The sequence below is a fragment of the Prauserella salsuginis genome, assembly GCF_024648885.1.
GTDB lineage: Bacteria > Actinomycetota > Actinomycetes > Mycobacteriales > Pseudonocardiaceae > Prauserella > Prauserella salsuginis.
In genome coordinates this window covers 877,524-901,420 of record NZ_JANBBF010000009.1, presented here as the reverse complement: position 1 = coordinate 901,420, position 23,897 = coordinate 877,524, and the positions used below count along the sequence as shown (strand labels likewise).

The 23,897-nt window shown below is 71.1% G+C and carries 17 protein-coding genes; 8 read left to right on the top strand and 9 right to left on the bottom strand.

From position 1 onward, the window contains the following. Window positions 1–7 precede the first annotated feature (7 nt). The 3 genes from LY40_RS10905 to LY40_RS10895 are packed head-to-tail and all read right to left on the bottom strand — an operon-like array spanning window position 8 to window position 3,524. Window positions 8–1,522, bottom strand: a complete 1,515-nt coding sequence (locus LY40_RS10905) for an aldehyde dehydrogenase family protein (RefSeq protein ID WP_183783996.1) — start codon at window positions 1,520–1,522, stop codon at window positions 8–10. After that, window positions 1,519–2,439 carry a 3-oxoacyl-ACP reductase gene (locus LY40_RS10900; protein WP_258936707.1) on the bottom strand — a complete coding sequence of 307 codons (921 nt, stop codon included), beginning with the start codon at window positions 2,437–2,439 and terminating at the stop codon, window positions 1,519–1,521. The genes LY40_RS10905 and LY40_RS10900 overlap by 4 nt, the downstream gene beginning before the upstream one ends. Continuing rightward, window positions 2,436–3,524, bottom strand: coding sequence for a Zn-dependent alcohol dehydrogenase (locus tag LY40_RS10895; protein ID WP_258936706.1), 1,089 nt, complete (start codon window positions 3,522–3,524; stop codon window positions 2,436–2,438). Before LY40_RS10895 ends, LY40_RS10900 begins: the two co-directional genes overlap by 4 nt. Window positions 3,525–3,878: 354 nt before the next feature. Between LY40_RS10895 and LY40_RS10890 the strand changes: the two genes are divergently transcribed. From LY40_RS10890 to LY40_RS10880, 3 genes are all read left to right on the top strand, one after another. Beyond that, a complete protein-coding gene (locus tag LY40_RS10890; RefSeq protein WP_258936705.1) occupies window positions 3,879–5,183 on the top strand; it encodes an acyl-CoA dehydrogenase family protein in 1,305 nt (434 codons plus the stop codon). A 96-nt stretch (window positions 5,184–5,279) separates the two neighbouring features. Further along, window positions 5,280–6,386, top strand: coding sequence for an acyl-CoA dehydrogenase family protein (locus LY40_RS10885; RefSeq protein ID WP_258936704.1), 1,107 nt, complete (start codon window positions 5,280–5,282; stop codon window positions 6,384–6,386). Continuing rightward, window positions 6,383–8,002 carry a long-chain-fatty-acid--CoA ligase gene (locus LY40_RS10880; RefSeq protein WP_258936703.1) on the top strand — a complete coding sequence of 540 codons (1,620 nt, stop codon included), beginning with the start codon at window positions 6,383–6,385 and terminating at the stop codon, window positions 8,000–8,002. The genes LY40_RS10885 and LY40_RS10880 overlap by 4 nt, the downstream gene beginning before the upstream one ends. Here the strand turns inward: LY40_RS10880 and LY40_RS10875 are convergent. Genes LY40_RS10875 through LY40_RS10865 form a run of 3 tightly spaced genes read right to left on the bottom strand, consistent with a single transcriptional unit; the run spans window position 7,983 to window position 13,281 of the window. Beyond that, window positions 7,983–11,027 (bottom strand): bifunctional acetate--CoA ligase family protein/GNAT family N-acetyltransferase, encoded by a 3,045-nt coding sequence (locus tag LY40_RS10875; protein ID WP_258936702.1) that lies wholly within the window; start codon window positions 11,025–11,027, stop codon window positions 7,983–7,985. The genes LY40_RS10880 and LY40_RS10875 overlap by 20 nt on opposite strands. Window positions 11,028–11,033: 6 nt before the next feature. Next, on the bottom strand, window positions 11,034–12,206 hold the full coding sequence (locus LY40_RS10870; RefSeq protein WP_258936701.1) for an acetoin utilization protein AcuC: 1,173 nt from the start codon (window positions 12,204–12,206) through the stop codon (window positions 11,034–11,036). Window positions 12,207–12,249: 43 nt separating this feature from the next. Continuing rightward, complete coding sequence (locus LY40_RS10865) at window positions 12,250–13,281, bottom strand: sulfurtransferase (protein WP_258936700.1); 1,032 nt, start codon at window positions 13,279–13,281, stop codon at window positions 12,250–12,252. A gap of 193 nt (window positions 13,282–13,474) precedes the next feature. Here LY40_RS10865 and LY40_RS10860 point away from each other — a divergent pair, with 193 nt between their 5' ends. The 3 genes from LY40_RS10860 to galE all read left to right on the top strand — a co-directional run bounded on the left by LY40_RS10860 (window position 13,475) and on the right by galE (window position 16,660). Then, window positions 13,475–14,167: an iron-dependent transcriptional repressor DtxR gene (locus tag LY40_RS10860; protein WP_183783986.1), complete on the top strand. Its 693-nt coding sequence runs from the start codon at window positions 13,475–13,477 to the stop codon at window positions 14,165–14,167. Continuing rightward, window positions 14,164–15,393, top strand: coding sequence for a galactokinase (gene galK, locus LY40_RS10855; RefSeq protein ID WP_258936699.1), 1,230 nt, complete (start codon window positions 14,164–14,166; stop codon window positions 15,391–15,393). Before LY40_RS10860 ends, galK begins: the two co-directional genes overlap by 4 nt. A 262-nt stretch (window positions 15,394–15,655) precedes the next feature. After that, complete coding sequence (gene galE / locus LY40_RS10850; protein ID WP_183783983.1) at window positions 15,656–16,660, top strand: UDP-glucose 4-epimerase GalE; 1,005 nt, start codon at window positions 15,656–15,658, stop codon at window positions 16,658–16,660. Window position 16,661: 1 nt separating this feature from the next. Here the strand turns inward: galE and LY40_RS10845 are convergent, their stop codons facing one another. Together LY40_RS10845 and LY40_RS10840 are read right to left on the bottom strand one after the other, a co-directional pair. Continuing rightward, complete coding sequence (locus tag LY40_RS10845) at window positions 16,662–17,777, bottom strand: DUF4192 domain-containing protein (protein ID WP_258936698.1); 1,116 nt, start codon at window positions 17,775–17,777, stop codon at window positions 16,662–16,664. 393 nt (window positions 17,778–18,170) lie between these two features. Further along, a complete protein-coding gene (locus LY40_RS10840) occupies window positions 18,171–19,928 on the bottom strand; it encodes a Xaa-Pro dipeptidyl-peptidase (protein ID WP_258936697.1) in 1,758 nt (585 codons plus the stop codon). Window positions 19,929–20,138: 210 nt separating this feature from the next. On the opposite strand from LY40_RS10840, the gene LY40_RS10835 reads away from it, so the two are divergent. Next, window positions 20,139–21,047: a serine hydrolase gene (locus LY40_RS10835; RefSeq protein WP_183783979.1), complete on the top strand. Its 909-nt coding sequence runs from the start codon at window positions 20,139–20,141 to the stop codon at window positions 21,045–21,047. 29 nt (window positions 21,048–21,076) lie between these two features. Continuing rightward, window positions 21,077–23,110 (top strand): prolyl oligopeptidase family serine peptidase, encoded by a 2,034-nt coding sequence (locus LY40_RS10830; RefSeq protein WP_258936696.1) that lies wholly within the window; start codon window positions 21,077–21,079, stop codon window positions 23,108–23,110. Between the two features lie 201 nt (window positions 23,111–23,311). Here LY40_RS10830 and LY40_RS10825 read toward each other — a convergent pair whose 3' ends face one another. Further along, on the bottom strand, window positions 23,312–23,887 hold the full coding sequence (locus LY40_RS10825; protein WP_183783977.1) for a hypothetical protein: 576 nt from the start codon (window positions 23,885–23,887) through the stop codon (window positions 23,312–23,314). Between the last annotated feature and the right edge of the window lie 10 nt (window positions 23,888–23,897).

Below are 23,897 nucleotides of genomic sequence, written 5' to 3'. Positions count from 1 at the left end.
GCCTCACTCACATCATCTCGTCGCCGAGGGGCATGAGCACGGTCTTGAGCTCGGTGAACGACTCGATCGACGACTTGCCGCCCTCCCGGCCCAGGCCGGACTGCTTGAACCCGCCGAACGGCAGGTGCGGTTCGATCTGGAACCCGTTGACACACACCGTGCCCGCACGCACCTTGCGGGCCATGCGGAACGTGCGCTGAGCGTTCGCGCTGAACACGCTGGCGCCGAGGCCGTACTCGGTGTCGTTGGCCATCGCGACGGCCTCGTCCTCGTCGTCGAACGGGATCACGGCCAACACCGGGCCGAAGACCTCCTCCTGCGCGAGCGTCGACGAGTTGTCGACATCGGCGAAGATGGTCGGAGCGACGAAGTTGCCGTTCGCGTAGTCGCCGTCGAGGCGCTCCCCGCCGGTCACGAGCCGGGCGCCGTCGGCCTTGCCCTGCTCGATGTAGCCGAGCACGCGCTCCAGTTGCTTGCCGTTGATCAGCGGCGCGGACATCACGGCCGGGTCGAACGGGTCGCCGTAGCTGACCATGCCCGCCATGCCCTGCGCGGCGGCGATGAACTCGTCGTAGACGTTGCGGTGCACGAGCGCGCGCGTGTTGGCCACACACGCCTGGCCGGACAGGCCGAGGGTCACGGCACCGATCGTCGTGGCCGCGGCGAGACCGACGTCGGCGGCGTCGTCGAACACGATGGCCGGGCTCTTGCCGCCGAGTTCGAGCGACACGCGTTTCATCGTCGCCGCGGAGGCCTCGACGATCCGGCCGCCGACCCCGCGCGAACCGGTGAAGCTGACCTTGTCGACGTCGGGATGTGTGATGAGGCGTTCACCGGTCGGATCCCCGGGGCCGGTGACGACGTTGAGCACGCCGGCGGGCACGCCCGCCTCCTCCAGCAGCTCCACCATCCGCAACACCGTGAACGTGCAGTACTCGGACGGCTTCAGCACCACGGTGCAGCCGGTCGCGAGCGCGGGTGCGACCTTCTGCGCGAACAGCAGGAACGGTGCGTTCCACGGGAGGATCGCCGCGACCACGCCGATCGGCTCGCGGAACGTCATAGCCAGGTGGTCCCCGCCCTGATACGGCGTGAGCGTTTCGCCACCGAGCTTGTCGACCCAGCCCGCGTGGTGGTCGAACACGTCCGCGGCGACCTCGACCGAGACCGCGTAGACACCCGCGCCGAAACCGACTGGTACGGAGTTGTCCAACGCCTGCAGCCCGCGCAGTTCCTCGGCGTGCTCGCGCAGCAGCGCACCACAGCGGCGGAGCACGGCGATGCGCTCCTGCGCGCGGGTGTTGGACCACTCGCCGGAGTCGAACCGCCTGCGCGCCGCGGCGACGGCGGCGTCCACATCGGAGGCTGACGCGACGGCGAGCTCGCCGATGTCCTCGCCGGTGGCGGGGTGCCGGTGCGTCCAGGTGGCACCGTCGGTGGCCCCACCCCATTCGCCGTCGATGTAGAGCAGGCCCGGTTTGAGTCCCACCGTCTCGCGGTGCGGTTGCATGGTCAGCGTCATGGGCGCGTCTCCTGTCCCGGTTGTCCCAGTTCCAGCACGTCGGTCGCGGAGAACATGTGTGCGGGGTCGCGGTCGTCGAAGTAGCCGCCGATGCGGTCGGCGAGTTCGCCGACCGTCCAGGCCTCGCCGCCGGTGACGAAGTCCTGTTCGATCGACGGCGGACTCAGCAGTGCCACATGCCCGCCGTGCACGACGAACACCTGGCCGTTGATGTGGTCGGCACCCGGTGAGCCGAGGTAGGCCACGAACGGGGCGACGTGGTCGGTCGACAGCGGGTCGTTGCCGTCAGGGGCTTCGGCGCCGAACGTGCCGGCGGTCATCGCGGTGCGCGCACGCGGGCAGATCGCGTTGGCGCGCACGCCGTAGCGGGCGCCCGCCCGCGCGGTCGACACCGTCAGCGCCGTGATGCCCGCTTTCGCCGCGCCGTAGTTCGCCTGCCCGGCGGGACCGGACAGGAACGCCTCCGACGCGGTGTTGACGATCCGGCCGTACGCCGGGCCGCCGTCGGTTTTGGACACTCCGCGCCAGTACTGCAACGCGCCGCGGCACAACAGGAAATGCCCGCGCAAGTGCACCCGGACCACGGTGTCCCAGTCGTCGTCGGTGAGGTTGAACAACATCTTGTCCCGCACCAGGCCGGCATTGTTCACCACGAGGTGCAGCCCGCCGAAGTGCTCGGTCGCCGCGGCGAGGAGCGCATCCGCCGTGGCGCGCTCGCCGACGTCACCGGCCACGGCCAGCGCCTTGCCGCCGACCTCCTCGACGGCGGCCACCGTGGCGCGGGCGGCCTCGTCGGCGACGTCGTTGACGACCAGCGCGGCGCCCTGCCTGCCGAGTTCGAGCGCTTCGGCACGGCCGAGCCCGGCACCGGCGCCGGTGACGATCGCGACCCGGCCGTCGAGCACGGTCCCCGTCACCCGAAGGTCACCACCTGGCGGATCACGTCGCCGCTGCCGTCGCGCAGCGTCTCGAGTCCGGCGTTGAGGTCGTCGAACCCGATGCGGCGGCTGATCATGCCGTCGAGGTCGAGCATGCCCGCACGCCAGAAGCGCAGCATGGCGGCCGTGTCGCGTTCGACGTGCGCGGATCCGTAGAGCGAGCCGAGGATCTTCTTGTCGTGCAGGAACAATTCCTGCGCGCTGAACTCGACCATCGCGTCGGCCTTGCCCGCGCCCACCACGACGACGGAACCGCCGCGGCGGGAGTGGTCCCATCCTGCGCGGATCGTCGCGGGGGCGCCGACGACGTCGAAGGCGTAGTCGAATCCCTGGGAGGCCGTCAGCTGGTGCTTGGTCTCCTCCACTTGGTCGGGCGTCACCGCATGGGTCGCGCCGAACCGCGTGGCGACGTCGTGCTTCGCGGTGACCGGATCGACGGCGACGATCGTGGTGGCTCCGGCGATGCGCAAGCCCTGGATGACCGAAATGCCCACGCCGCCGCAGCCGTACACGATCGCGGTCGAGCCCGGTTCGACCTTCGCGGTGTTGAGTACCGCCCCGACGCCGGTGAGCACGCCGCACGCGATGAGCGCCGCGGTCTCGAACGGCACGTCCGGGTCGACCTTCACCGCAGCAGGCGCCGGTACGACGAGCTCCTCGGCGAACGTGCCGAGCCCGGAGAAGCCGAACAGCTGCTGATCGCCGATCCGGAACCTCGCCGTGGTGAACGCGTCGATGACGTGCACCGCGCACAGGTTCAGTTCCCCGCGCACGCAGTCGGGGCAGTGCCCGCACGGCGGCACGAACGACATCGTGACGTGGTCGCCGGGCTGCAGGTGGTCCACGCCGTCGCCGACGGCGACGACCTCGCCCGCTCCCTCGTGCCCGACGACCCCCGGCGCCATCGCGGGCAGCGTTCCGGTCATCGCGGACAAATCACTGTGGCAGATGCCCGAAGCACGCACCCGCACGCGCACCTCGCCCGGACCCGGTCCGGCGACCGTCACGTCGTCGCGCAGGTCGAGTTTGTCGTTCCCGATCTCGTGCAGAACGGCCGCTCTCACGTACTGCCTCCTCGTTGAAGCCTGCTCGGTGGGCGACGCGGCCGGTGGTGTGTGCTGGCTCACCGCGGCTCACATCGCGACCGACAATAGAATTTGTTCTCATTCTTGGCAAGGGCGGATTGCTCGGGTTCTCACCGAGGCTTGATAGCGCGTTTAGAACCACTGCGCGGGGACAATGCATCGCGCCCGACAAGTCGACGCGGTCGGACCTGTTCCCTCAAATAGAACCTGTTCTACACTCAAGGTCGGCAGGGTCCGCCGCTGTGGCCGGGCCGGGTCGACGGCGATGCGACCTGACCGGCGGGCGTCACGGCCAGGTCCCTCACTACGTCCAACGGCCCACGGGAGGATCGGATGCGGATCGCGTACACACCGGAGCACGACCGGCTTCGCGACGAGCTGCGCGCGTACTTCGCCACGCTCATGACGCCGGAGCTGCGCGACGGGCTCCGCACCGAGGGCCATGGCACCGGCGGCACCCCCGCCGGCGAGGGCGTAGCCGGCGGGAATGGGGGTCCCCCCGCCAATGAGGGCGTAGCCGGCGGGAATGGGGGTCCCCCCGCCAATGAGGGCGTAGCCGGCGGGGGAGAGTACGGCGACGGGGTGGCGTACAAGGAGATCGTGCGCAGGCTCGGCGAGGACGGCTGGCTCGCGCTCGGCTGGCCGCAGGAGTACGGCGGACAGGCGCGGTCGATGCTCGACCAGCTGATCTTCACCGACGAGGCGGCGATCGCGGGCGTGCCGGTGCCGTTCCTGACGATCAACACGATCGGCCCGACCATCATGCGGTACGGCACTCCCGAGCAGAAGGAGTACTTCCTGCCGCGCATCGCGAGCGGGCGCCTCCACTTCGCCATCGGCTACTCCGAGCCCGACGCGGGCACCGATCTCGCGGCGCTGCGGACCCGTGCGGTGCGAGACGGCGACGAGTACGTCATCAACGGCCAGAAGATGTGGACCAGTCTCATCGAGTACGCCGACTACGTGTGGCTCGCCGCGCGCACCGATCCGGACGCGAAGCGGCACAAAGGGATCAGCGTGCTGGCCGTGCCGACGTCCGCAGCGGGCTTCTCGTGGACGAAGGTTCACACCGTCGCCGGGCCGGGCACGAGCGCGACGTACTACTCGGACGTGCGCGTCCCCGTTTCCGCCCGGATCGCCGAGGAGAACGCGGGCTGGCCGCTGATCACCAATCAGCTCAACCACGAACGCGTCGCGCTCACCTCCGCCGCCCCGCTGCAGGCCGCGCTCGAGGAGGTCGTCACGTGGGCACGGGAGGCCAAGCGGGCGGACGGCAGCCGCGTCATCGACCAGGAGTGGGTGCGGGCGCACCTGGCGCGCGTGCACGCCCACGCCGACTATCTCAAACTGCGCAACTGGAAGATCGCCTCGACCGCCGACGCCGGCGGGGTCGCACCCGCCGATGCATCCGCGACGAAGGTGTTCGGCACGGAACTGGCGACCGAGGCCTACCGACTGCTGCTCGAGGTACTGGGCGCGGGCGGGCTGGTCCGCGAGGGCAGCCCGGGTGCGGTGCTGCAGGGCCGGATCGAACGGGCGCACCGGTCGGCGCTGATCCTCACGTTCGGCGGCGGCACCAACGAGATCCAGCGGGACATCATCGGAGCCACTGCGCTCGGCCTGCCCGTGACCCGCTGACGAGCACCACCCGCCGCCGGAGCACCCGCCGGATCACTGCCCGTCGGACCACTGCCCACCGCATCACTGCCTGTCGGAGCTAGCGAGGAGACGTCGATGGATTTCACCTACACCGAGGCGCAGCGCGACCTCGCGGAGCTGACCCGCCGGATCGCGGGTGACCACCCACCGGGAGCTCCGCACGGGACCGGCGGGTTCGACCGCGAACTGTGGCAGGCGCTCGCCTCCTCCGGGGTGCTGGACGCGGCTCTGCCGTCGACGGTCGGAGGCGGCGGTTTCGGCGTGCTCGAGCAGTGCGCGATCGGGCACGAGCTGGGGCGAGCCGTCGCGGCCGTGCCGTACGTGCCTGCGATCGCTCCCGCGGGGTCGGTGCTGGCCGAGTTCGGCGGTGGTGAGCTGCTCGAACGGTGGGTCGTTCCCGCTGTGCGGGGCCAGGCGGTGGTGAGTGCAGCCGTGCCGGACGACGGGGCTCCGACGGGGTTCGCCCTCGACGCGGAGGGCGGGTTGAGCGGTGAGGCTCAGGCCGTGCCGTACGGGGCGTTCGCCGACGGCCTGTTGGTGCAGGCGACCGCGACCGGCGGCGACGTGCTCGCGCTGGTCGCCGCGGACGCGTCCGGGCTGGACGTCGAACCCCAGCGCGTGGTTGATCACGCCGACGCCGCGTTGGTCCGCGCACGCGGCGTCCGGCCGCAGGCGGTCCTGCCCGCCGAGTCGGTGCCGTTCCTCCGCAGGCGCTTGACGCTCGGCGGGTGCGCGCGCCAGCTCGGCGTCGTGGAGCGCGCACTCGAGCTGACGGCGGACTACGCGGGCCAGCGCCACCAGTTCGGCACACCGATCGGCGGCTTCCAGGCGGTGCGGCACCGCCTGGCCGACGGCTACGTCGACGTCGATGCCGTGCGGCTTACGCTCTGGCAGGCGGCGTGGCGACTGGCGTCGGCCGACGGCGAGACTTCCGACGACGGAACCGGTGACGGCGGGGTCGACACCCGCGACACCGACGTCGATGTCGCGATCGCAACCGCGAAGTACTGGGCCGCCGAGGCCGGGCACCGAGTGGCGCACACGGCCGTGCACGTCCACGGCGGTGTCGGCATCGACGTCGAACACGACGTGCACCGATATTTCGTGGCGGCGAAACGGAACGAGTTCGCCGGGGGCGGCGCGACGGCACAGCTCAACCGGCTCGGGGAGCTGCTGGCATGACGGCGGCCGGGACGGTGTCCGAGTTGCTGCTCGCGCAGGCGGGGCGCACGGAACCGGGCTTGAAGACCCACGAGGGCACGTGGACGTGGGACGAGGTGGTCGCCACATCCGCCGCCCGCGGAGCCGCCCTGCGGGAACTGCTGAGCGGCCTGCCCGGCGACGGGCCGCCACACGTGGGCGTCCTCGCCGACAACCTCCCCGAGTTCGCGTTCCTGCTCGGCGGCTGCGCGCTGTCGGGGTCGGTCCTCGTGGGGTTGAACCCGACCCGGCGCGGTCCGGCGCTGACCAGGGACGTGCGGGTGTCGGACTGCCGCGTGGTACTCACGCAGTCGTCCTACCGGCCGTTGCTCGACGCCGACCCCGGCGTTCCGGTGCTCGACCTCGACGGTCCGGAGTGGACGAATCTGGTCGCGGCGCATGCCGGGGTGTCCACCGAGCAGGCTCCCGCGGGACCGGACGACCTGCTGATGCTGATCTTCACGTCCGGCACGAGCGGCGACCCGAAACCCGTGCGCTGCACCCACGGCAAGATCGCAGGTCCGGGGCGGATGCTGGCCGACCGGTTCGGCCTGTCGACCACCGACACCACCTACATCGCGATGCCGATGTTCCATTCGAACGCGATCATGGCCGGGTGGGCGGTCGGACTCGCCGCGGGGGCGGCCATCGCGCTTCGGGACCGGTTCTCCGCGAGCGGGTTCCTGTCGGACGTGCGCCGGTTCGGGGCCACGTACGCCAACTACGTCGGCACGCCCCTCTCCTACGTGCTCGCCACCCCGCCCGGTTCCGACGACGCCGACAACCCACTGCGCCTCGTCTACGGCAACGAGGGCGCCGAGGCCGACCTCAACGCGTTCGCGGAGCGGTTCGGCTGCCGCGTCGTCGACGCGTACGGGTCGACGGAGGGCGGCATCGGCTTCTCGAGGACCCCCGACACGCCGCCGGGATCACTGGGCAGACTCACCGACGGGGTGCACATCCTCGACCCCGACACCGGCGAGACGTGCGAGACCGCTGAGTTCGGACCGGACGGCGAGCTCCGCAACGCCGACACCGCCGTCGGCGAACTCGTCAACGTGTCGGGACCGGGCTGGTTCGCGGGTTACTACAACGATTCCGCGGCCGACGCCGATCGCGTCCGGGACGGCCGGTACCACACGGGCGATCTGGCCTACGTCGACGCCGACGGCTTCGCCTACTTCGCCGGGCGCACGGCCGACTGGGTCCGCGTCGACGGCGAGAACCTGGGCACGGCTCCGATCGAACGCATACTCGTCCGCCACCCCGCGATCGCCGAGGCCGTGGTGTACGCCGTGCCGGGGCGGGTCGGCGACGAGGTAATGGCGGCGATCGTCCCTGCCGGCGGAGCGTCACCCGGTCCGGACGAGTTCGCGCGGTTCCTCGACGCGCAGGACGATCTCGGCCCGAAACAGCGCCCCCGGTACGTCCGCGTGACCACCGACCTGCCGAGAACGGCGACGTTCAAGGTGATCAAACGGTGGCTCGCTGCCGACGGACCCGACTGCGGCGACCCGGTGTGGCAACGCACCGGTGACACCTACCGCCCGCTCCCCGGGTCGGGCAGCCACGCACCGGTCAGCCGGCAGGCGCGTTGAGCTGCCGCAACCGCCGGGGTCCGCTGTCGGGACGAGACGGCGGCGAACCGAGGACGATCCGCGCGTTCGTGACGAACGCTCCCTCCGGCGAGGCGAGAATCGGGTCGAGGACCAGCGACCGCACCTCCGGGTTGTCCTCCCCCAGCGCCGCGACCCGGAGCATGAGGTCCTGCAGCGCATCCAGGTCGGCCGGCTCGTCACCGCGGTAACCCGTCAGCAGCGGCGCCGTCCGCGGTTCCCGCACCAGCGTCGCCGCGTCCACATCGGTCAGCGGAACCGCCCGGAACGCACGATCGCCGAGCAGTGTACTGACCACTCCGGACAGTCCGAACGAGACGAGTGTGCCGAACGAAGGATCGTCCTGCAGGCCGATGACGCATGAGATCCCCTTGGGTGCCATGCGCTGCACATAGATCTCGGCCATGCCCGAGGTGTCGCGCAGATCGCGGTAACTCGTGCGCACGGAGTCGTCGGAGGTGAGATCGAGCCGAACCCCGGCCAGGTCGGGCCTGCCGCGCAGAGTGTCGTCGTAGGCCTTCAGCGTCACCGGGTAGCCGAGCTCGGCCGCGACCGCGGCAGCCTCGTCCTCGCCGGTCACCACCCGGAACGGCACGACATCGATGCCGTAGCACTCGAGCAGCCGGACCAGCTCCGCATCGGCCAGCCGGACGTCCCGGTCACCGGACCGCTGTCCGGCAGGGTGGGCACCCGCCGGAACGCCCGCGGCCCCGCCGACGCCGTCCGTCCCGGCCGCGCCGTCCTCCGCGGCCCCGCTGCCCTTCCCTGCCCCGCTGCCCTTCCCTGCTGCGGGGCCCTCCCCGGCTGCGCCGTGGTCCGCGTTCTCACCCGCATGCCGGGCCTCGGCCGGCAGCCACTCCCGCACCAGTCCCTGCGCTCGTTCCGGATGCAGGCCGTCGGGCCTTACGACCGCACCCTGGGGCCGTGCGCGCCACTCGGCGTACCGGATGACCCTGGCGAGTGCGTTCACCGCCCGCTCCGGACTGGGATAACTCGGTATCGAACCGACCACCGGCTGCCCCTGCTCCCCGAGAGTCGCCAGCTCGGCCGGCACACCTTCGACGGCGAGGAACGTGGACACGATCGGCTTGTCCGCGGCTTCCCGCGCCTGCACCGTCTCGCGTAACGCGCGCGCGTACGCCGTGCCCGGGATCGACACGGGCGGGGCGAACACGGCGACCAGCGCATCCACGTGCGGCGAGTCGAGCGCCTCGCCGACCGCCTCTGCGAATTCCTCCGGCGAGGCCTGCGGTCCGATGTCGACCGGCTCGATACCGAGTTCGAGGCCGTTCCCCCTCGCCGTGTCCGCCGCGAGCAGGCCGATCGCACTCGAGTTACCCACGATCCCCACCCGAGAGCCGGCCGGCAACGGCTGATGGGCGAGTACCAGCGCCGTGTCGAACAACTGCGCCAACGAGTCCACGCGGACGACACCGGCCTGCTCGAACAGAGCCTGCACACTCGACTCGTCGATCTCGGTCGACGTCGCCGCGAGCTGGGGGCGGACGGCGTGCCTGCCCGATTTCACGGCGACGATCGGCTTGGTGCGCGCGAGCCGCCGCGCGAGGCGGGCGAACTTGCGCGGGTTTCCGAACGACTCCAGGTACAGCAGCACGACGTCGGTGTTCGGATCGGTTTCCCAGTACTGCAGCAGATCGTTACCGGAGACGTCGGCGCGGTTACCCGCCGAGACGAACGTCGACAACCCGAGCCCGCGCGCCTCGGCGTCGGCCAGGATCGCCGTTCCCAGCGAACCCGACTGGCAGAAGAATCCGGTGCGGCCGGGTTTCGGCAACTGCGGTGCGAGTGTCGCGTTGAGCCGCACCCGCCGGTCGGTGTTGAGCACGCCGAGCGCGTTCGGACCGACCACGCGCATCCCGTGCGCCCGCGCCTCGCCGACGAGCTGCAGCTCCGCGTGCGCACCGTGCGGGCCGGCCTCGGCGAACCCGGCCGAGACGATGACGAGCGTCTTGACGCCCTTCGCCAGCGCACCGTCGAGCACCGCCTCGACCTGATCGGCGGGCACGGCGACCACCGCGAGATCAACCGGATCCGGGATGTCCAGCACCGACCGGTAGGCCCGCACCCCGCGCACGGACGCGTGCTCGGCGTTGACCGGATAGACCGGCCCGGAGAAGTCGGCGCCCAACAGGTTGGTCAGCACCGCGTAGCCGATCTTCGTCGGATCGGTCGAAGCTCCGATGACGGCCACCGACCGCGGGTGCAACAGGTTGTGCACGCTGCGCGCCTCCGCGGCCTGTTCGCGGGCGCGAGCCACCTCGAGAGAATCCTCGGTGGGGTCGATGTCGAACTCGAGGTGCACCACACCTTCCTCGAAGGCACGGCTCACCTGGTAGCCCGCGTCCCGGAACACCCGCACCATCGCCGAGTTCTCGGCGAGGACCTCGGCCACGAACCGGCGCAGCCCCGACTCCCGTGCCGCCGCGGCGAGGTGCTCCAGCAGGATCGACCCCAGTCCACGACCCTGATGGGCGTCGTCGACGACGAACGCCACCTCCGCGGAGTCGCCGTCGAGACCCTCGTACCGTCCGACCGCCACGGCGTCGTCGCCGAGCAGCGCGATGAACGCCACGCGACTGCGGTGATCGACGGTGGTGAACCGCTTGAGATCACGCGCGGGGATCCGCGGGTAGGCCCCGAAGTAGCGCAGGTAGCGCGTGCGTTCGGACAACCTGCTGTGCAGCGCGACGACCCGGTCGGCGTCGCTCGGCACGATCGGCCGCATGTGCACCGTGCCGCCGTCGGAGAGCACGACGTCGGCCTCCCACTCACGGGGATAGTCGAACGGGTCCGGCTCCCCGTGCTCGCCCGTGTGGGCGCCGGCAGCCGCCGTGGCTGCGGCCTCCGCACCGCCACCGGCGTCCATCGCACCGGTATCCATCGCACCGGTATCCATCGCGCCGCCGGTACCCGCGCCCGAACCCGACTCGCCGGAGCCCGCGCTCGAGGTCTCATCCGTACCGGAGGAATGCTGCTGGTCGGTCATGGCGGTTCAGTCCCTCGGATCGTCCGGATCCAGTCCGTGCAGGGGGAACACGGCCCGGCGGGTGTCACGTATCGCCGCGTCCACGGCGTCGTCGAGGCCGTCACCCCACGGCGAGTACCCCACGTCGGCGCCGTCGGACATGGTCGGCGGCACCTCGGCGGACGGCGCCACGCCGCGCACCAGGTCCGTCCATTCCACGGGCAGCGGGACGTCCGGCGTGACGTCGTGGTCGAGCACCGTCGCGATCAGATGCGTCCAGGACCGGGGCACGACCCGCATCAGCTGATAGCCCCCGCCACCGACGGCGAGCCAGCGACCCTCGGCCCAGCGCTCGGCCAGCGCACGCAGCTCCCGGTAGATCGCCCGGTGCCCGTCGACCGTGAGCGACAGATCCGCCAGCGGATCCTCGCGGTGCGAGTCGACACCGCACTGGGTGACCAGGACCTGCGGACGGAACGCCTCGAGCAGCGATGGCACCACCGCGTGGAACGCGCGCAGCCACCCTGCGTCACCGGTGTGCGGCGGCAACGGAACATTGACGGCACGGCCCTCGCCGTCGCCCGCACCGATCTCGCTCGAATATCCGGTCCCGGGGAAGAGCGTGAACGGATGCTGGTGGAGCGAGATCGTCAGCACCCGCGGATCGCCGACGAACGCCGCTTGCACCCCGTCGCCGTGGTGCACGTCCGTGTCGACGTACGCGATGCGGTCGTAGCCCTGTTCGAGCAGCCACGAGATCGCCACCGAGCAGTCGTTGTAAATGCAGAACCCCGCGGCACGGTCCTGCATCGCGTGATGGTGCCCGCCCGCGATGCTCACCGCCCGCTGCGCTCTCCCCTCGGCGATACACCGGGCACCCAGCAGCGTGGAGCCGACGACAAGCGAGGCCGCGTCGTGCATGTCGGTGAAGAGCGGGTTGTCCTCGGTCCCGAGGCCGTGACCGACGTCCCAGCCCGCCATCGGAGCCTGCTGCACGGCCTCGAGGTACTCGGCGGAGTGTGCGCGGTAGAGGTCCTTGGCTCCTGCCGGCTCGGGACTCAGCAGCGGCACGTCGTCGAGCACGCCGAGCGCCGCCGCGAGCCGCATCGTCAGGTGCAGCCGCACCGGGTTGAACGGGTGCTGGTCGCCCATGTCGTAGGCCAGCAGCGCGGGGTCCCAGACGACGGCGGAGGGAGACATGCCCAGAGCGTAGCTGCCACCGGCGCCGAGTCGAGGGTGAAGATCAGCCCGGCTCGTCGCCTGTCGCGGCCGGCCGGTTCGGGTCCGCCGACCAGTTCGACCACGAGCCCGCGTACAGCGCGGCCGGCCGCTCGCAGCCCGCGCGTTCGAGGGCGAGCACGACCGAACTGGCCGTGATGCCCGATCCGCAGTAGGCACCGACACCGGACATCGCCGACGCCGCCGACGCCGCGGCCGCCGAGACCGACCGACCCGGGCTCGCGGCACCCCAGGACTCGGTGTTCGAGGACTCGGTGTTCGAGAGTTCGGTGCCCGTTGCCGGTGTGGCCGGATCCGCGGTTCCCGGCTCCGCACCGGCGGTGCCGACGCCGAGGCGCGCGAAGTGTTCGCGCAGCTGCTCGGGGCTGCGCCAGTGTCCGTCTGCCTCGACGTGGGCCGCGAATGGGGCGTTGCGCGCGCCCGGGATGTGGCCGCCGCGCGGGTCGACGGGCTCGTGGTCGCCGATGTACCGCTCGTGGGCCCGCGCGTCGAGGAGGACGCCCTCACGGGCCAGTGCAGCCGCGCCGTCGGCGTCGAGCACGGGCAGGTGGCCGGGGTCGACGGTCACGTCGCCCTGAGCCGGCGCGGGGATCTCTGTGGTCACGGGCCTGCCCTCGGCCTGCCAGGCGGCGAACCCGCCGTCGAGCACGGCCACGCGGTCGTGGCCGGCCCAGCGCAGCAGCCACCACGCACGGGCGGCGACCGACGAGTCGGCATCGTCGTAGGCGACGACCGGTCGGTCGCTGCGCACGCCTGCGGCCCGCAGCACGCGCTGCAGCTCGCCGGGATCCGGCAGCGGGTGGCGCCCCGCGGCACCCGGCGTACCGGCGAGTTCCGTGTCGACGTCGACGAACACGGCTCCGGGCACGTGGCCCTCGGCGTACGATTCGGCCCCCGGTGGTCCGAGGAGCCGCCAGCGCACGTCGAGCACCACCGGCCGCTCGCCGGCCGGGCCGTCGAGCGCTGCGGCCAGCTCGGCGGTGCTGACGACCGGGCCGAACGACGCGGACTGCGAATCGGGCATGGTTTCGGGCATCGGTGACGTTCCTTGTCTAGGGAGCCCTCATTCAGGGAGCGGCGCGGGCGGCCTCCGGCGCTGCCGACGGGTGCTCCGCAGCGGCGCCGGTCTGTGATTACCACACCACCCGCGCGAGATCGCGGCACCTGACGGCCGACCGCTTCGTCGGGGGCGAGGACTACCATGAGTTCGGCGAACAAAGGGGACAGGCGTGAACGATCTCATCGACACCACAGAGATGTACTTGCGCACCATCTTCGAGCTCGAAGAGGAAGGTGTCACCCCGCTGCGCGCACGAATCGCGGAGCGGCTGGAGCAGAGCGGTCCGACGGTGAGCCAGACAGTGGCGCGCATGGAACGGGACGGCCTGGTCGTCGTGGCAGACGACCGGCACCTGCAGCTGACGGAGCACGGACGCGAGCTCGCGATCGCCGTGATGCGCAAGCATCGGCTGGCGGAGCGGCTACTCGTCGACGTCATCGGCCTGGAGTGGGAACACGTCCACAGCGAGGCCTGCCGCTGGGAACACGTGATGAGCGAAGCCGTGGAACGCAAGCTCGTCACACTGCTGAACCAGCCGACCACCTCGCCGTACGGCAACCCGATCCCGGGCCTTGACAAACTCGGTGACGGCGGCGAACCCGCCCCGCCCGCGGAGGCCGACCTCGTGCGGTTGGACGACGTGGCGCGCTCGGGTGGCGGCAAGGTCGAGATCCGCCGCATCGCCGAGCACGTGCAGAGCGACGAGACGCTCATGGCGCAGCTCAAGGCGGTCGGCATCGTGCCGGGCCGGACGGTCCACGTCGGCAAGAACGCGGGCACCTCCGTCGAGGTGTCGGACGACGCGGCCTCGGGCACCGTGAACACGAACGTCCTGCACGCCGTTCTGGCTCAGACCCGGTGACGGCCTCGGACCAGGCGACGGCGGCCGGCCCCGCCGACACCGCCGACGACGCGTTCCGATCCGTCCACGACCGGGCACCCGCAGGGGTGTGGTCGGCTCCGGGACGGGTGAACCTCATCGGCGAGCACACCGACTACAACGACGGGTTCGTGCTGCCGTTCGCACTTCCCCACCGTCTCGCTGCCGCTGCCGCGCCCCGCGAGGACGGCAAGCTGACGTTCGCCACCGTGGGCTCCGACGGTCGCGTCCACACCGAGGCGCCCGTGGCCGTGTCCGATCTGCGGCCCGGCACGCCGGACGGCTGGTCCGGTTATCCGGCAGGCGTGGCCTGGGTGCTGCGCGAGGCCGGTATCGGTGGCGGCGCCGAGACGGACGGCTGGACCGTCGACCGGGGCGCCGACCTGGTGATCGCCGGGGACGTGCCGACCGGAGCCGGGCTGTCGTCGTCCGCCGCGATCGAATGCGCCACGGCGATGGCACTGCTCGGCCTGGCGGGCGAGCACGACCAGCAGGCGGCCCGGCGCGCCGAGATCGCGCGGTGGGCACAGCGCGCCGAGAACGAGTTCGTCGGCGTCCCGACCGGCTCGCTCGACCAGACGGCGTCGATGTGCTGCGTCGACGGGCACGTGCTCTTCCTCGACTGCCGGTCCGGTGACACCGAGCAGGTGCCGTTCAACGCGACGGGCGCCGGCCTGTCGGTGCTCGTCATCGACACGCAGGTCAAGCACTCGCTGGGCGGGTCCGAGTACGGCGACCGGCGGGCCGGTACCGAGAAGGCCGCGCGGCTGCTCGGTCTGCCCGCGCTGCGCGATGTCACCCCGGACACCCTGGACGACGCCCTCGACCGGCTCCCTGCGGACCTGGTACCGCTCGTCCGGCACATCGTCACGGAGAACGCACGCGTGCTCGAAGCGTCCCGGTACCTGCGGGACGGCCGGATCGCCGACATCGGGCCCGTGCTGGACGCTTCACACGTGAGCATGCGCGACGACTACCGCATCTCCTGTCCCGAGCTGGACCTCGCGGTCGACACGGCGCGCACGGCGGGCGCGCTGGGCTCTCGCATGACGGGCGGCGGCTTCGGCGGGTCGGCCATCGCGCTGGTCCGCGAGAACGATCGCCACGCTGTCGAAGCGGCCGTGACCACGGCGTTCGACACGGCCGGGTACCGCAGACCGCGCATGTTCGTCGCCGTGCCGTCCGCCGGAGCCGGCCGCGACCGGTGACGACCTCGCCACAGCGGCACGACAGGGCTGCGGCACACTGTCGTCGGTCCAGTCGTCATCGGTCCAGTCGTCATCGGTCCAGTCGTCATCGGTCCAGTCGTCATCGGTCCATCTGTCGTCGGTCCAGTCGTCGGCTCGCTTGCCGGCACACTGCCCTGGCCCGGCGACGGCGGCCCACCACAGCGGCGCGGCGACACCGGTCCACCGGCCCGGCCGGATGTCACCCGTCCACCGTTCGCACCCGATCAGGAAGGCCCGGAACATGCCCACCGACCCGGCCCTGTCCCGCAGTCCGATGAAGCTGGTCGTCACCGGCGGCGCCGGGTACGTCGGCAGCGTGTGCGCCGCCCGGCTCGTCGAAGCCGGCCACGACGTCACCGTCGTCGACGACCTGTCCACGGGGCATGCCGACGCGGTTCCGGACGGAGTCCATTTCATCCAGGGCGACGCCGCCGACGTCGCCCAGACGTTGCTCAGCCAGGGCTTCGACGGCGTGCTGCACTTCGCGGCGAAGTCGCTCGTCGGCGAGTCCATGCAGGACCCAGGCCTCTACTGGCGGGGCAATGTCCTCACCTCCCTGCGGTTGCTCGACGCGATGCGGACGCACAACACGCCTCGGCTGGTGTTCTCCTCGACCGCCGCCACCTACGGCGAACCGGACGTCAGTCCGATCCCGGAGACGGCCCCGACCGGGCCCACGAACACCTACGGTGCGACGAAGCTGGCCATCGACTACGCGATCACCAGTTACGCTCGCGCCCACGGCCTCGCGGCGACCAGCCTGCGGTACTTCAACGTCGCCGGCGCCCACGGCGCGTTCGGTGAGCGCCACGCCACCGAGACGCACCTGATCCCGATCGTGCTGCAGGTCGCCACGGGCGACCGTGAACAGGTCCAGATCTTCGGCGAGGACTACGCGACCGCCGACGGCACCGCGGTCCGCGACTACATCCACGTCACCGACCTCGCCGACGCACACCTGCTCGCGCTCGAACACGCCCGTGAAGGCCGGCACGAGATCTACAACCTCGGCAACGGGACCGGTTTCTCCGTGCGCGAGGTGATCGACACCTGTCGCGAGGTCACCGGGCACGACATCCCGGCGGCCGTCGCACCGCGGCGGGACGGTGACCCGGCCGTGCTCGTGGCGTCGTCCGAGAAGGCGCGTGCGGACCTGGGCTGGAAGCCTGTGCACACAGACCTGCACGGGATCGTGGCCGACGCATGGCGGTTCACGCAGGACCGCCGTTCCGCGGGCCGCCGGTGACCTACGGCCCGGCGCCTCCCGGTCCACGGGTCGCGCCGGGCGCACCCGACCCGCCGGCACGAAGCGCCAAGTGCCTTCCCCGGTTCCGCGCGAGGCCGGCGAGCGTCTCGGGCGGCACGGCGTGTGCCAGCGCCCGGTCGAGGAGTTGAGCCAGCGTGTGCCCCGGATGCGACTCGAGCGCCTTCCTCACGGCGACCCCGGCCAGCGGACCGTCGCCGCGGAGATAGGCGGTGTAGGCGAGCAGTGACGCCGCTTCCGCCCGCTCCGGGGCCGGAACGCCGCGCACCAGCACGGTCCAGAGACGCTCGGCGGCCACGGCCAGATCGCTTCGCGGTGGCCAGCACACGCCGAACGACGCGTCCCGCACCTCGTGGTGCGTCAGGGCACGTGCCAACTCCACGATCTCCCGATCGGACAACACGGGCCCGGTGCCGCCCACCCCGCTCCGGAACCGCGCGAGTACGTCGCCGACGAGCGCACAGGCGTTCTCGATCTCCTCGTCGCGGCAGGCCGGGTCCGTCTCGTCGCGAGAGGCGGCCAGGTCCAGCAGGGCCGCCCGCCGAGCGAGCACCGCCGCCCCTTCCGGATCCAACGCGCCTTCCATCGCCTCCCGGCTGGCGTAGGTCAACTGTCCCGCGTGCGTCGTCACCGCCGCCATGGTCGAGGCCGTCGGATCCGGCAGTTCACCGCCGCACATTTCGTCCCCGTAGCAGCACCAGCGCGCCCCGAGCCGGATCTCCGATGCCCACAGCGCGTGGTTGATCGGTACGCCGAGATCGGTCATCACGGCGGTCAGCGCCCGCATCACGTCGCGGTGCGCAGGCCCTTCGTCCGGTGCGATACCGCCGACGAGTACGACGGTCACGGCAGCGGCATCCGCCAGCGGGACGCGCAGCGGCGGCTCCAGCTCGGGTACCGCCGCCACATCCGGGATGTCGACGCGCATGACGTGGCCGACGGTGTCGGCCTCAGGGCCGTCCGGTGCGTGCGCCAGCAGCACCAGAGAATCGGCGGGCGTGAACCCGAGCAGATACGGAAGGGCCGCGAGGAGCTGTTCCGGACTGCGCAGGTCGACCCGCGTGCCGAACTCGGGATTGGTCGTCGATGAAGTGCTCATGCCTCCACGATGCGGCGGCGCGAACGCGTCGGGCGGCACCGCGGGAAATCTGTGGACACGCTCGTACGACGTGGACAACTCGCGGCCGGGCCGACGCCGGAACGCGGAACTGTCGGTGGCAGGCGTTAGGGTGCCGCGCCCGCCACCGGCGGCCGACCCGCAAGGCAGGAGGCCGGGCCGATTCGGAAACCGGCCCGGCCCCTCCTGTTCGGCCTGGACCTCACTCGCCCTGGACCTCACTCGCCCTGTACCTCACTCGCCCTGTACCTCACTCGCCCTGTACCTCACTCGCCCTGGGGCCTCGCTCGCCCTGGAACTGTTCGCCCCGAGCACCGCCCCCCTGCCCAGGCCAACCCGGCGCCGGTCGGACTGTCGCCGGGCCCGGCCTGACACCTACTGGACCGCGCCGGCCCCGCCGACGGTCGGAACCGTGACCGACGAGTGCTTCACGTCCACCGTGATCCCGGTGCCCGGCCGCGGCCGCAACGTGAAGTCGTGGTCACTGGAGAGCACCGCGAACTCGAGACGGTGCCCCTCGTCCAACACGTAATCCTGCGGCTGCAGGTCGAACGACAGGCGGTACGACTGCCCGGGCCGCACCGGCCGCGTCGATGCGCGGTCGTGCCGATTCTGTGGATCCGCCCAGCCGCGTGTGATGACGTGCGAGCTGCCGTCCGGAGCGCGATCGACGAGGACGCCGGTCACGTTCGCCGCGGGCCGGTCGAACGAGACACGCAGGTCCACCGACGGTGTTCCGCTCAACCGCACCGCATTCGGGACGGCCTCGGTGGCATAGCGCAGCCGATGCGGGGACGTCTTCGCGTCCACGAGCTGCTCGACCTTCTTCGATGCGTCGTCGGTCAGTGACTCCGTCACCGGTCGGCCGTGCTGCGCACCGTCGGGCGACAGCCCGCCGACACCGTCACCGCCCGGACGCAGGTGCAGTCGCGCGTCCTCGGCACCGGCCGCGGGCCAATCCGCCTCGTCGTGCCACGACTCGTCCTCACGCTGGATCGTCGCACGCGGTTCCGCGTCGACGCCGTTGTCGATGCCGTAGAGATAGTGCGAGAACCACCGGTTCAGCGTCCGCAGCCACGCCTCCTTGCGCACGCCGTACGGGTCCGTGTGCGCGAACTGGTGCAGCCAGATCTTCCGTTCGACGCCGTGGTCGGCGAGCGCCTCGTACCAGCGCACGGTCTGGCTCGGCGTCACGTTCCAGTCCGAAAGGCCGTGCACGGCCAGCACCGAGGCCTGCACGTTGCCCGCGTCGTCCAGATAGGACCTGTGTTGCCAGAAGTCACTGTCGTCGCCGGTGACCCGGTCCTGCCGACGTGCCAGCTCGTCGATCACGGGCCGGCAGATCTCCCTGTCGTCGCGGGTGTAGACGTACTCGGCGAGCACATCGGCGTCCTCACCCTGATAACCCCCTGGCGCGACGACGGCGCCGTTCTCCCGGTAGTAGTCGTACCACTCGGAGATCGCCGCGATCGGCACGATCGTCTCGAGGCCCTCGACCCCGGTGCTCGCGACAGCGTTCGGCAGCGTCCCGTTGTAGGACACGCCCATCATCGCCGTCTTGCCCGTGGTCCAGTCCGCCTGTACCGGATCACCGCTCTCGGCGCGCGCCGGCGCACGCCCGTTCAGCCAGTCCACGACGGACCTCGCACCGATCGTCTCGTTCTCACCCCCTGTCGTCGGGCAGCCCGTCGACCCGCCGGTGCCGAGCGATTCGGCGTACACCACCGCAAAACCGCGGGAGAGCAGATAGTCCTCGTACCGCGACGTCATCTCCGCGCGCGGCACGTACAGTTCCACGTCGACGTCGTGGTTCTGCACGTCGTTGCCACCCGAGAAGTAGGGACTCGCGGTGTAGACCACCGGTACCCGCACGCCGTGCTCGGTCTCGGCGGGCCGCACCACGCGAACGTGCACCTCGTCATCGGCGCCGTCGCGGTCACTGTCGACCGGAGCGCGTACCCACAGGTTCTCCCGCACGACGTCGCCGGGATCGAACACCGGTTGTGCCTCGCCGCCGGCGAACACGGGCCGTTGCGGCGATCCCGCGGCCGCCGCGGGCGCGAGCAACGGCAGTGCGATGGCCGCCGCCAGCAACGGAACGAAACGTCTGGCTCTCCCTCTGGCTCTCAACACGAAACACCTCGATCGGCTCGTCGGGCAGGGACGGTGCACTCGGTGCGCGCACACGAGCGGCCCGACCCTTCCGCCGATCCCGAGGGCTGTCAAGATCGCGCGAACTGCGCTCCCTGCGGGAGAATCACCGCCCGTCGTCACCCCGAACTCCGGCCGCACGCCGCGCCGCCGGGCCCGGCGAAACGCGCCGAGACGTGGTCGGATGGGGCCATGGGACATCGCGTCGTCGCGGCAGGTGTCGTCGCCGGTGCAGTACTGGCCGCCGGCATCACCCTCACCGCAGGCGGAACCTCGGACGATTCCGCAGGGGACACCCGCCGCTCCGTGATCGCGGCCGCGCCCGGACGAAGCAGCGACCGCGCGACACTCGAACCGCCGACCACCGCACACGACCGCGAGCAGGCTGCCGCGGCCGTCGTCGGAGCCGTCCGCGGTGTCGTGCCCGGTTCGAGGCCGGGGCTGGCCGTCTACGACCGGCACACCGACGCGATGGTCGTCGGAGCCGGCCCCGACGAGCCCTTCTACACCGCCTCCGTCGTCAAGCTGCTGATCGCCGTCGACGTGCTGCGTGCCCACGACTGGCGCGTGCCCGGCGGGGACACGGGCTCCGATCTGACGACGATGCTGTCGGCCAGCGACGATGCCGCAGCGACGCGGCTGTGGGACGAGTTCGGCGGCGCCGCCATCATCGGCCGCACCGCCTCGCTCATCGGACTGGACTCCACGACGCCGCCCGGCGAGGCCGATGAGTGGGAGCTGACCCGCATGAGCCCCCGTGACATCGTGCGCACCTACACCTACCTGCAGCACGACCTGCCCCGGCCTGCGCGCGACGCGGTGCTCGGCACGCTCGCCCACTTCGACGCGACCGCCGCCGACGGCTTCGACCAGCGGTTCGGCCTGCCGACGGCGTTCGGCGACGCGACCGTGGCGGTCAAACAGGGCTGGATGCCGGTCGGCGACGACGTGGTGCTGAACACGACGGGTGTCGTCGGCGCGGGCGGCCGGTTCGTCGTCGCCCTGCCCGTGGTCCTTCCCGGTGACACCGATTTCGCCACGGCACGGGACGCGCTGACCGCGGGCGCGCAGGCGCTGGCCCGCTCCCTCGGCCACAATTGACTCTCCGCACCTGCTGGCAGACTGTGGTCATGACCGACGCGCCCGACCCCGCCACAACCCCCGACGACCCGTACCTCTGGCTCGAGGACGTGACCGGCGAACGCGCCCTCGACTGGGTTCGCGCCCGCAACGACGAGACGACGGCCACCTACACCGACCGGCCTCGGTTCGCCGCTCTGCAGCAGGAGCTGCGCGAGGCCCTGGACGCCGACGACCGCATTCCGTACGTCGTGCGACGGGGCGAGTTCCTCTACAACTTCTGGCGCGACGCGCAGCACCCGCGCGGGCTGTGGCGCCGCACAACTCTCGATGAGTACCGCACGGCCGAACCGGAGTGGGACGTGCTCATCGACGTCGACGCGCTGGCCGAGGCCGAGGGCGAGAACTGGGTGTGGCAGGGCGCCACGGTGCTCCGGCCGTCGCTGGACCGCTGCCTCGTGGAACTCTCCCGCGGCGGCGCCGACGCGGCGGTGGTGCGCGAGTTCGACCTGCAGCGCCGGGAGTTCGTTCCGGACGGGTTCCAGCTGCCGGAGGCCAAAAGCTCCGTCAGTTGGATCGACGCCGACACGATCTACGTCGGCACGGATTTCGGCGACGGCTCGCTCACCGCGTCGGGTTACCCGCGCGTGGTGAAACGCTGGCAGCGCGGCATGCCCCTCGCCGACGCCGAGACCGTCTTCGAAGGGAAACCCGAGGACGTCGCCGTTCGCGGTGTCCACGACCCGACAGAGGGGTGGGAACGCGACCTGGTCCGCCGGACGATCGAGTTCTACCGCAGCGAGCTACACCTGCTGACGGGCGACGGCCTCGTGCGGATCGACGTGCCCGACGACGCCGTCGCGTCACTGCACCGGGAATGGCTGCTGGTGCGCACTCGCTCCCCGTGGGGTGACCACCCCGCCGGCTCGCTCCTGGTGGCCCATCTCGACGCGTTCCTCGCCGGCGACACCACGATGACGGCCCTGTTCACCCCGGACGCCCACACCTCGCTCGACTACTACGCCTGGACCCGCAACCACCTCGTCGTCGGCACCCTCAGCGACGTGAAGACCCGACTGCGCGTACTCACCCCCGGCGAACACGGCTGGCGCGACGAACCGCTCCCCGGCGTTCCCGATGTCGGGACCGTCGACCTGGTCGACACCGAACCGGACATCGACGACGCGATCATGCTGGAGGTAACCGGGTTCACCCAGCCGTCCTCGCTCCTGCACGGAGACGTCGGAGGCGAGTACGAGACGGTGAAGCAGGCTCCGGCACGGTTCGACACCGCAGGGCTCACGACCGAGCAGTTCTTCGCCACGTCCGACGACGGCACCGCAGTTCCGTACTTCGTGGTCCGCTCCCCCGGCGCGGCACCGGGGCCGACGCTGCTCGGCGGTTATGGCGGCTTCGAGGTGTCTCAGACGCCGTACTACAGCGCCGTCGTCGGCCGCGGCTGGCTCGCCAGGGGCGGCACCTACGTGCTCGCCAACATTCGCGGCGGCGGCGAGTACGGACCGGATTGGCACAACCAGGCCGTCAAACAGCACCGACACCGCGTCTACGAGGATTTCGCCGCCGTGGCACGGGATCTGACCGAACGCGGCATCACCACGCCGGACCGGCTCGGCATCCAGGGCGGCAGCAACGGCGGACTACTCATGGGCGTGATGCTCACGCGGTATCCCGAACTGTTCGGCGCGATCGTGTGCCAGGTACCCCTGCTCGACATGCGGCGCTACCACCTGCTGTTGGCCGGGGCATCGTGGATGGCCGAGTACGGTGATCCCGACGACCCCGAGCAGTGGGACTACATCCGTTCCTATTCGCCGTACCAGAACGTCCGGAGTGGACACTCCTATCCCCCGCTGCTGATGCTCACGTCAACACGCGACGACCGGGTGCACCCGGGCCACGCGCGCAAGATGGTGGCGCGGCTGCTCGAATCCGGCTATGCGCCCGAGAACGTCCGCTACTACGAGAACATCGAAGGTGGCCACGGCGGCGCGGCCGACAACGCACAGTTGGCCTTCAAGACGGCGCTGGCCTACGAATTCCTGTGGGAACGGCTCGGCGACTGACGTGGCCAGCAGCACCACGGTGGACCGCACCACGCCGGCCCGCACCACCGTGGACCGCACGACAGGGGCCCACACAGCGTGAGGGTGGCGCAGCGGCGGGGCCGGAGACGATGTCGGTCTCCGGCCCCGCCGTTGCGGTGGTCACCACTCCGATCGCGTCACCGGCGGCTCCTTGGCCCATCACCGCGTTCCGGTGCGGTGTCAGGCGGAGAACTCGCCGTTGAGCTCCTGAGCACGCTCCTCCAGCTCGAGCGCGATCGGTTCGGCTTCGTCGTATCGGTCCGGGTAGGCCGATCGCTGCACGGACTGCGCGACCTGTCCCGCGGTGAAGTCGGGATTCGCCGCGTCGATCTCGATCGCACCCGCCGTACCGTCCGACGGATTGCCGTGCAGGAAGTCGTACGTCGCGAGCTCCGGATCGCCCGCGTTGACCCAACCGTAGTCGGGCCGCTGCTGGAACACGCCAATCGACGACGCGTGTCCGCAGTCGAGATCGTTGGCATGCGATTCCACCCACGCCGCCTCATAGGTGGCCAGCCGCACCTTCTCACTGGCCTCCTCCGCGTCGAGAACGTTCTCGATGGTGACGAGAACGTCGTCGTCGGCGTCCGCGGGAACCTCACAGTTGATCTCCACAGGAGACTCGGCCGCCGGAACGTGACCGCCCGGCCGCAGCAGCGCATCGGAGCCCTCGTCCGCCGCCGCGGGTGCCGCGAGTCCCACTGTCAGTGCCGACACGGCAAGGCCGGTCAGCAATCCTGTCCTCAGCTTGGTCATGCCGTCCCTT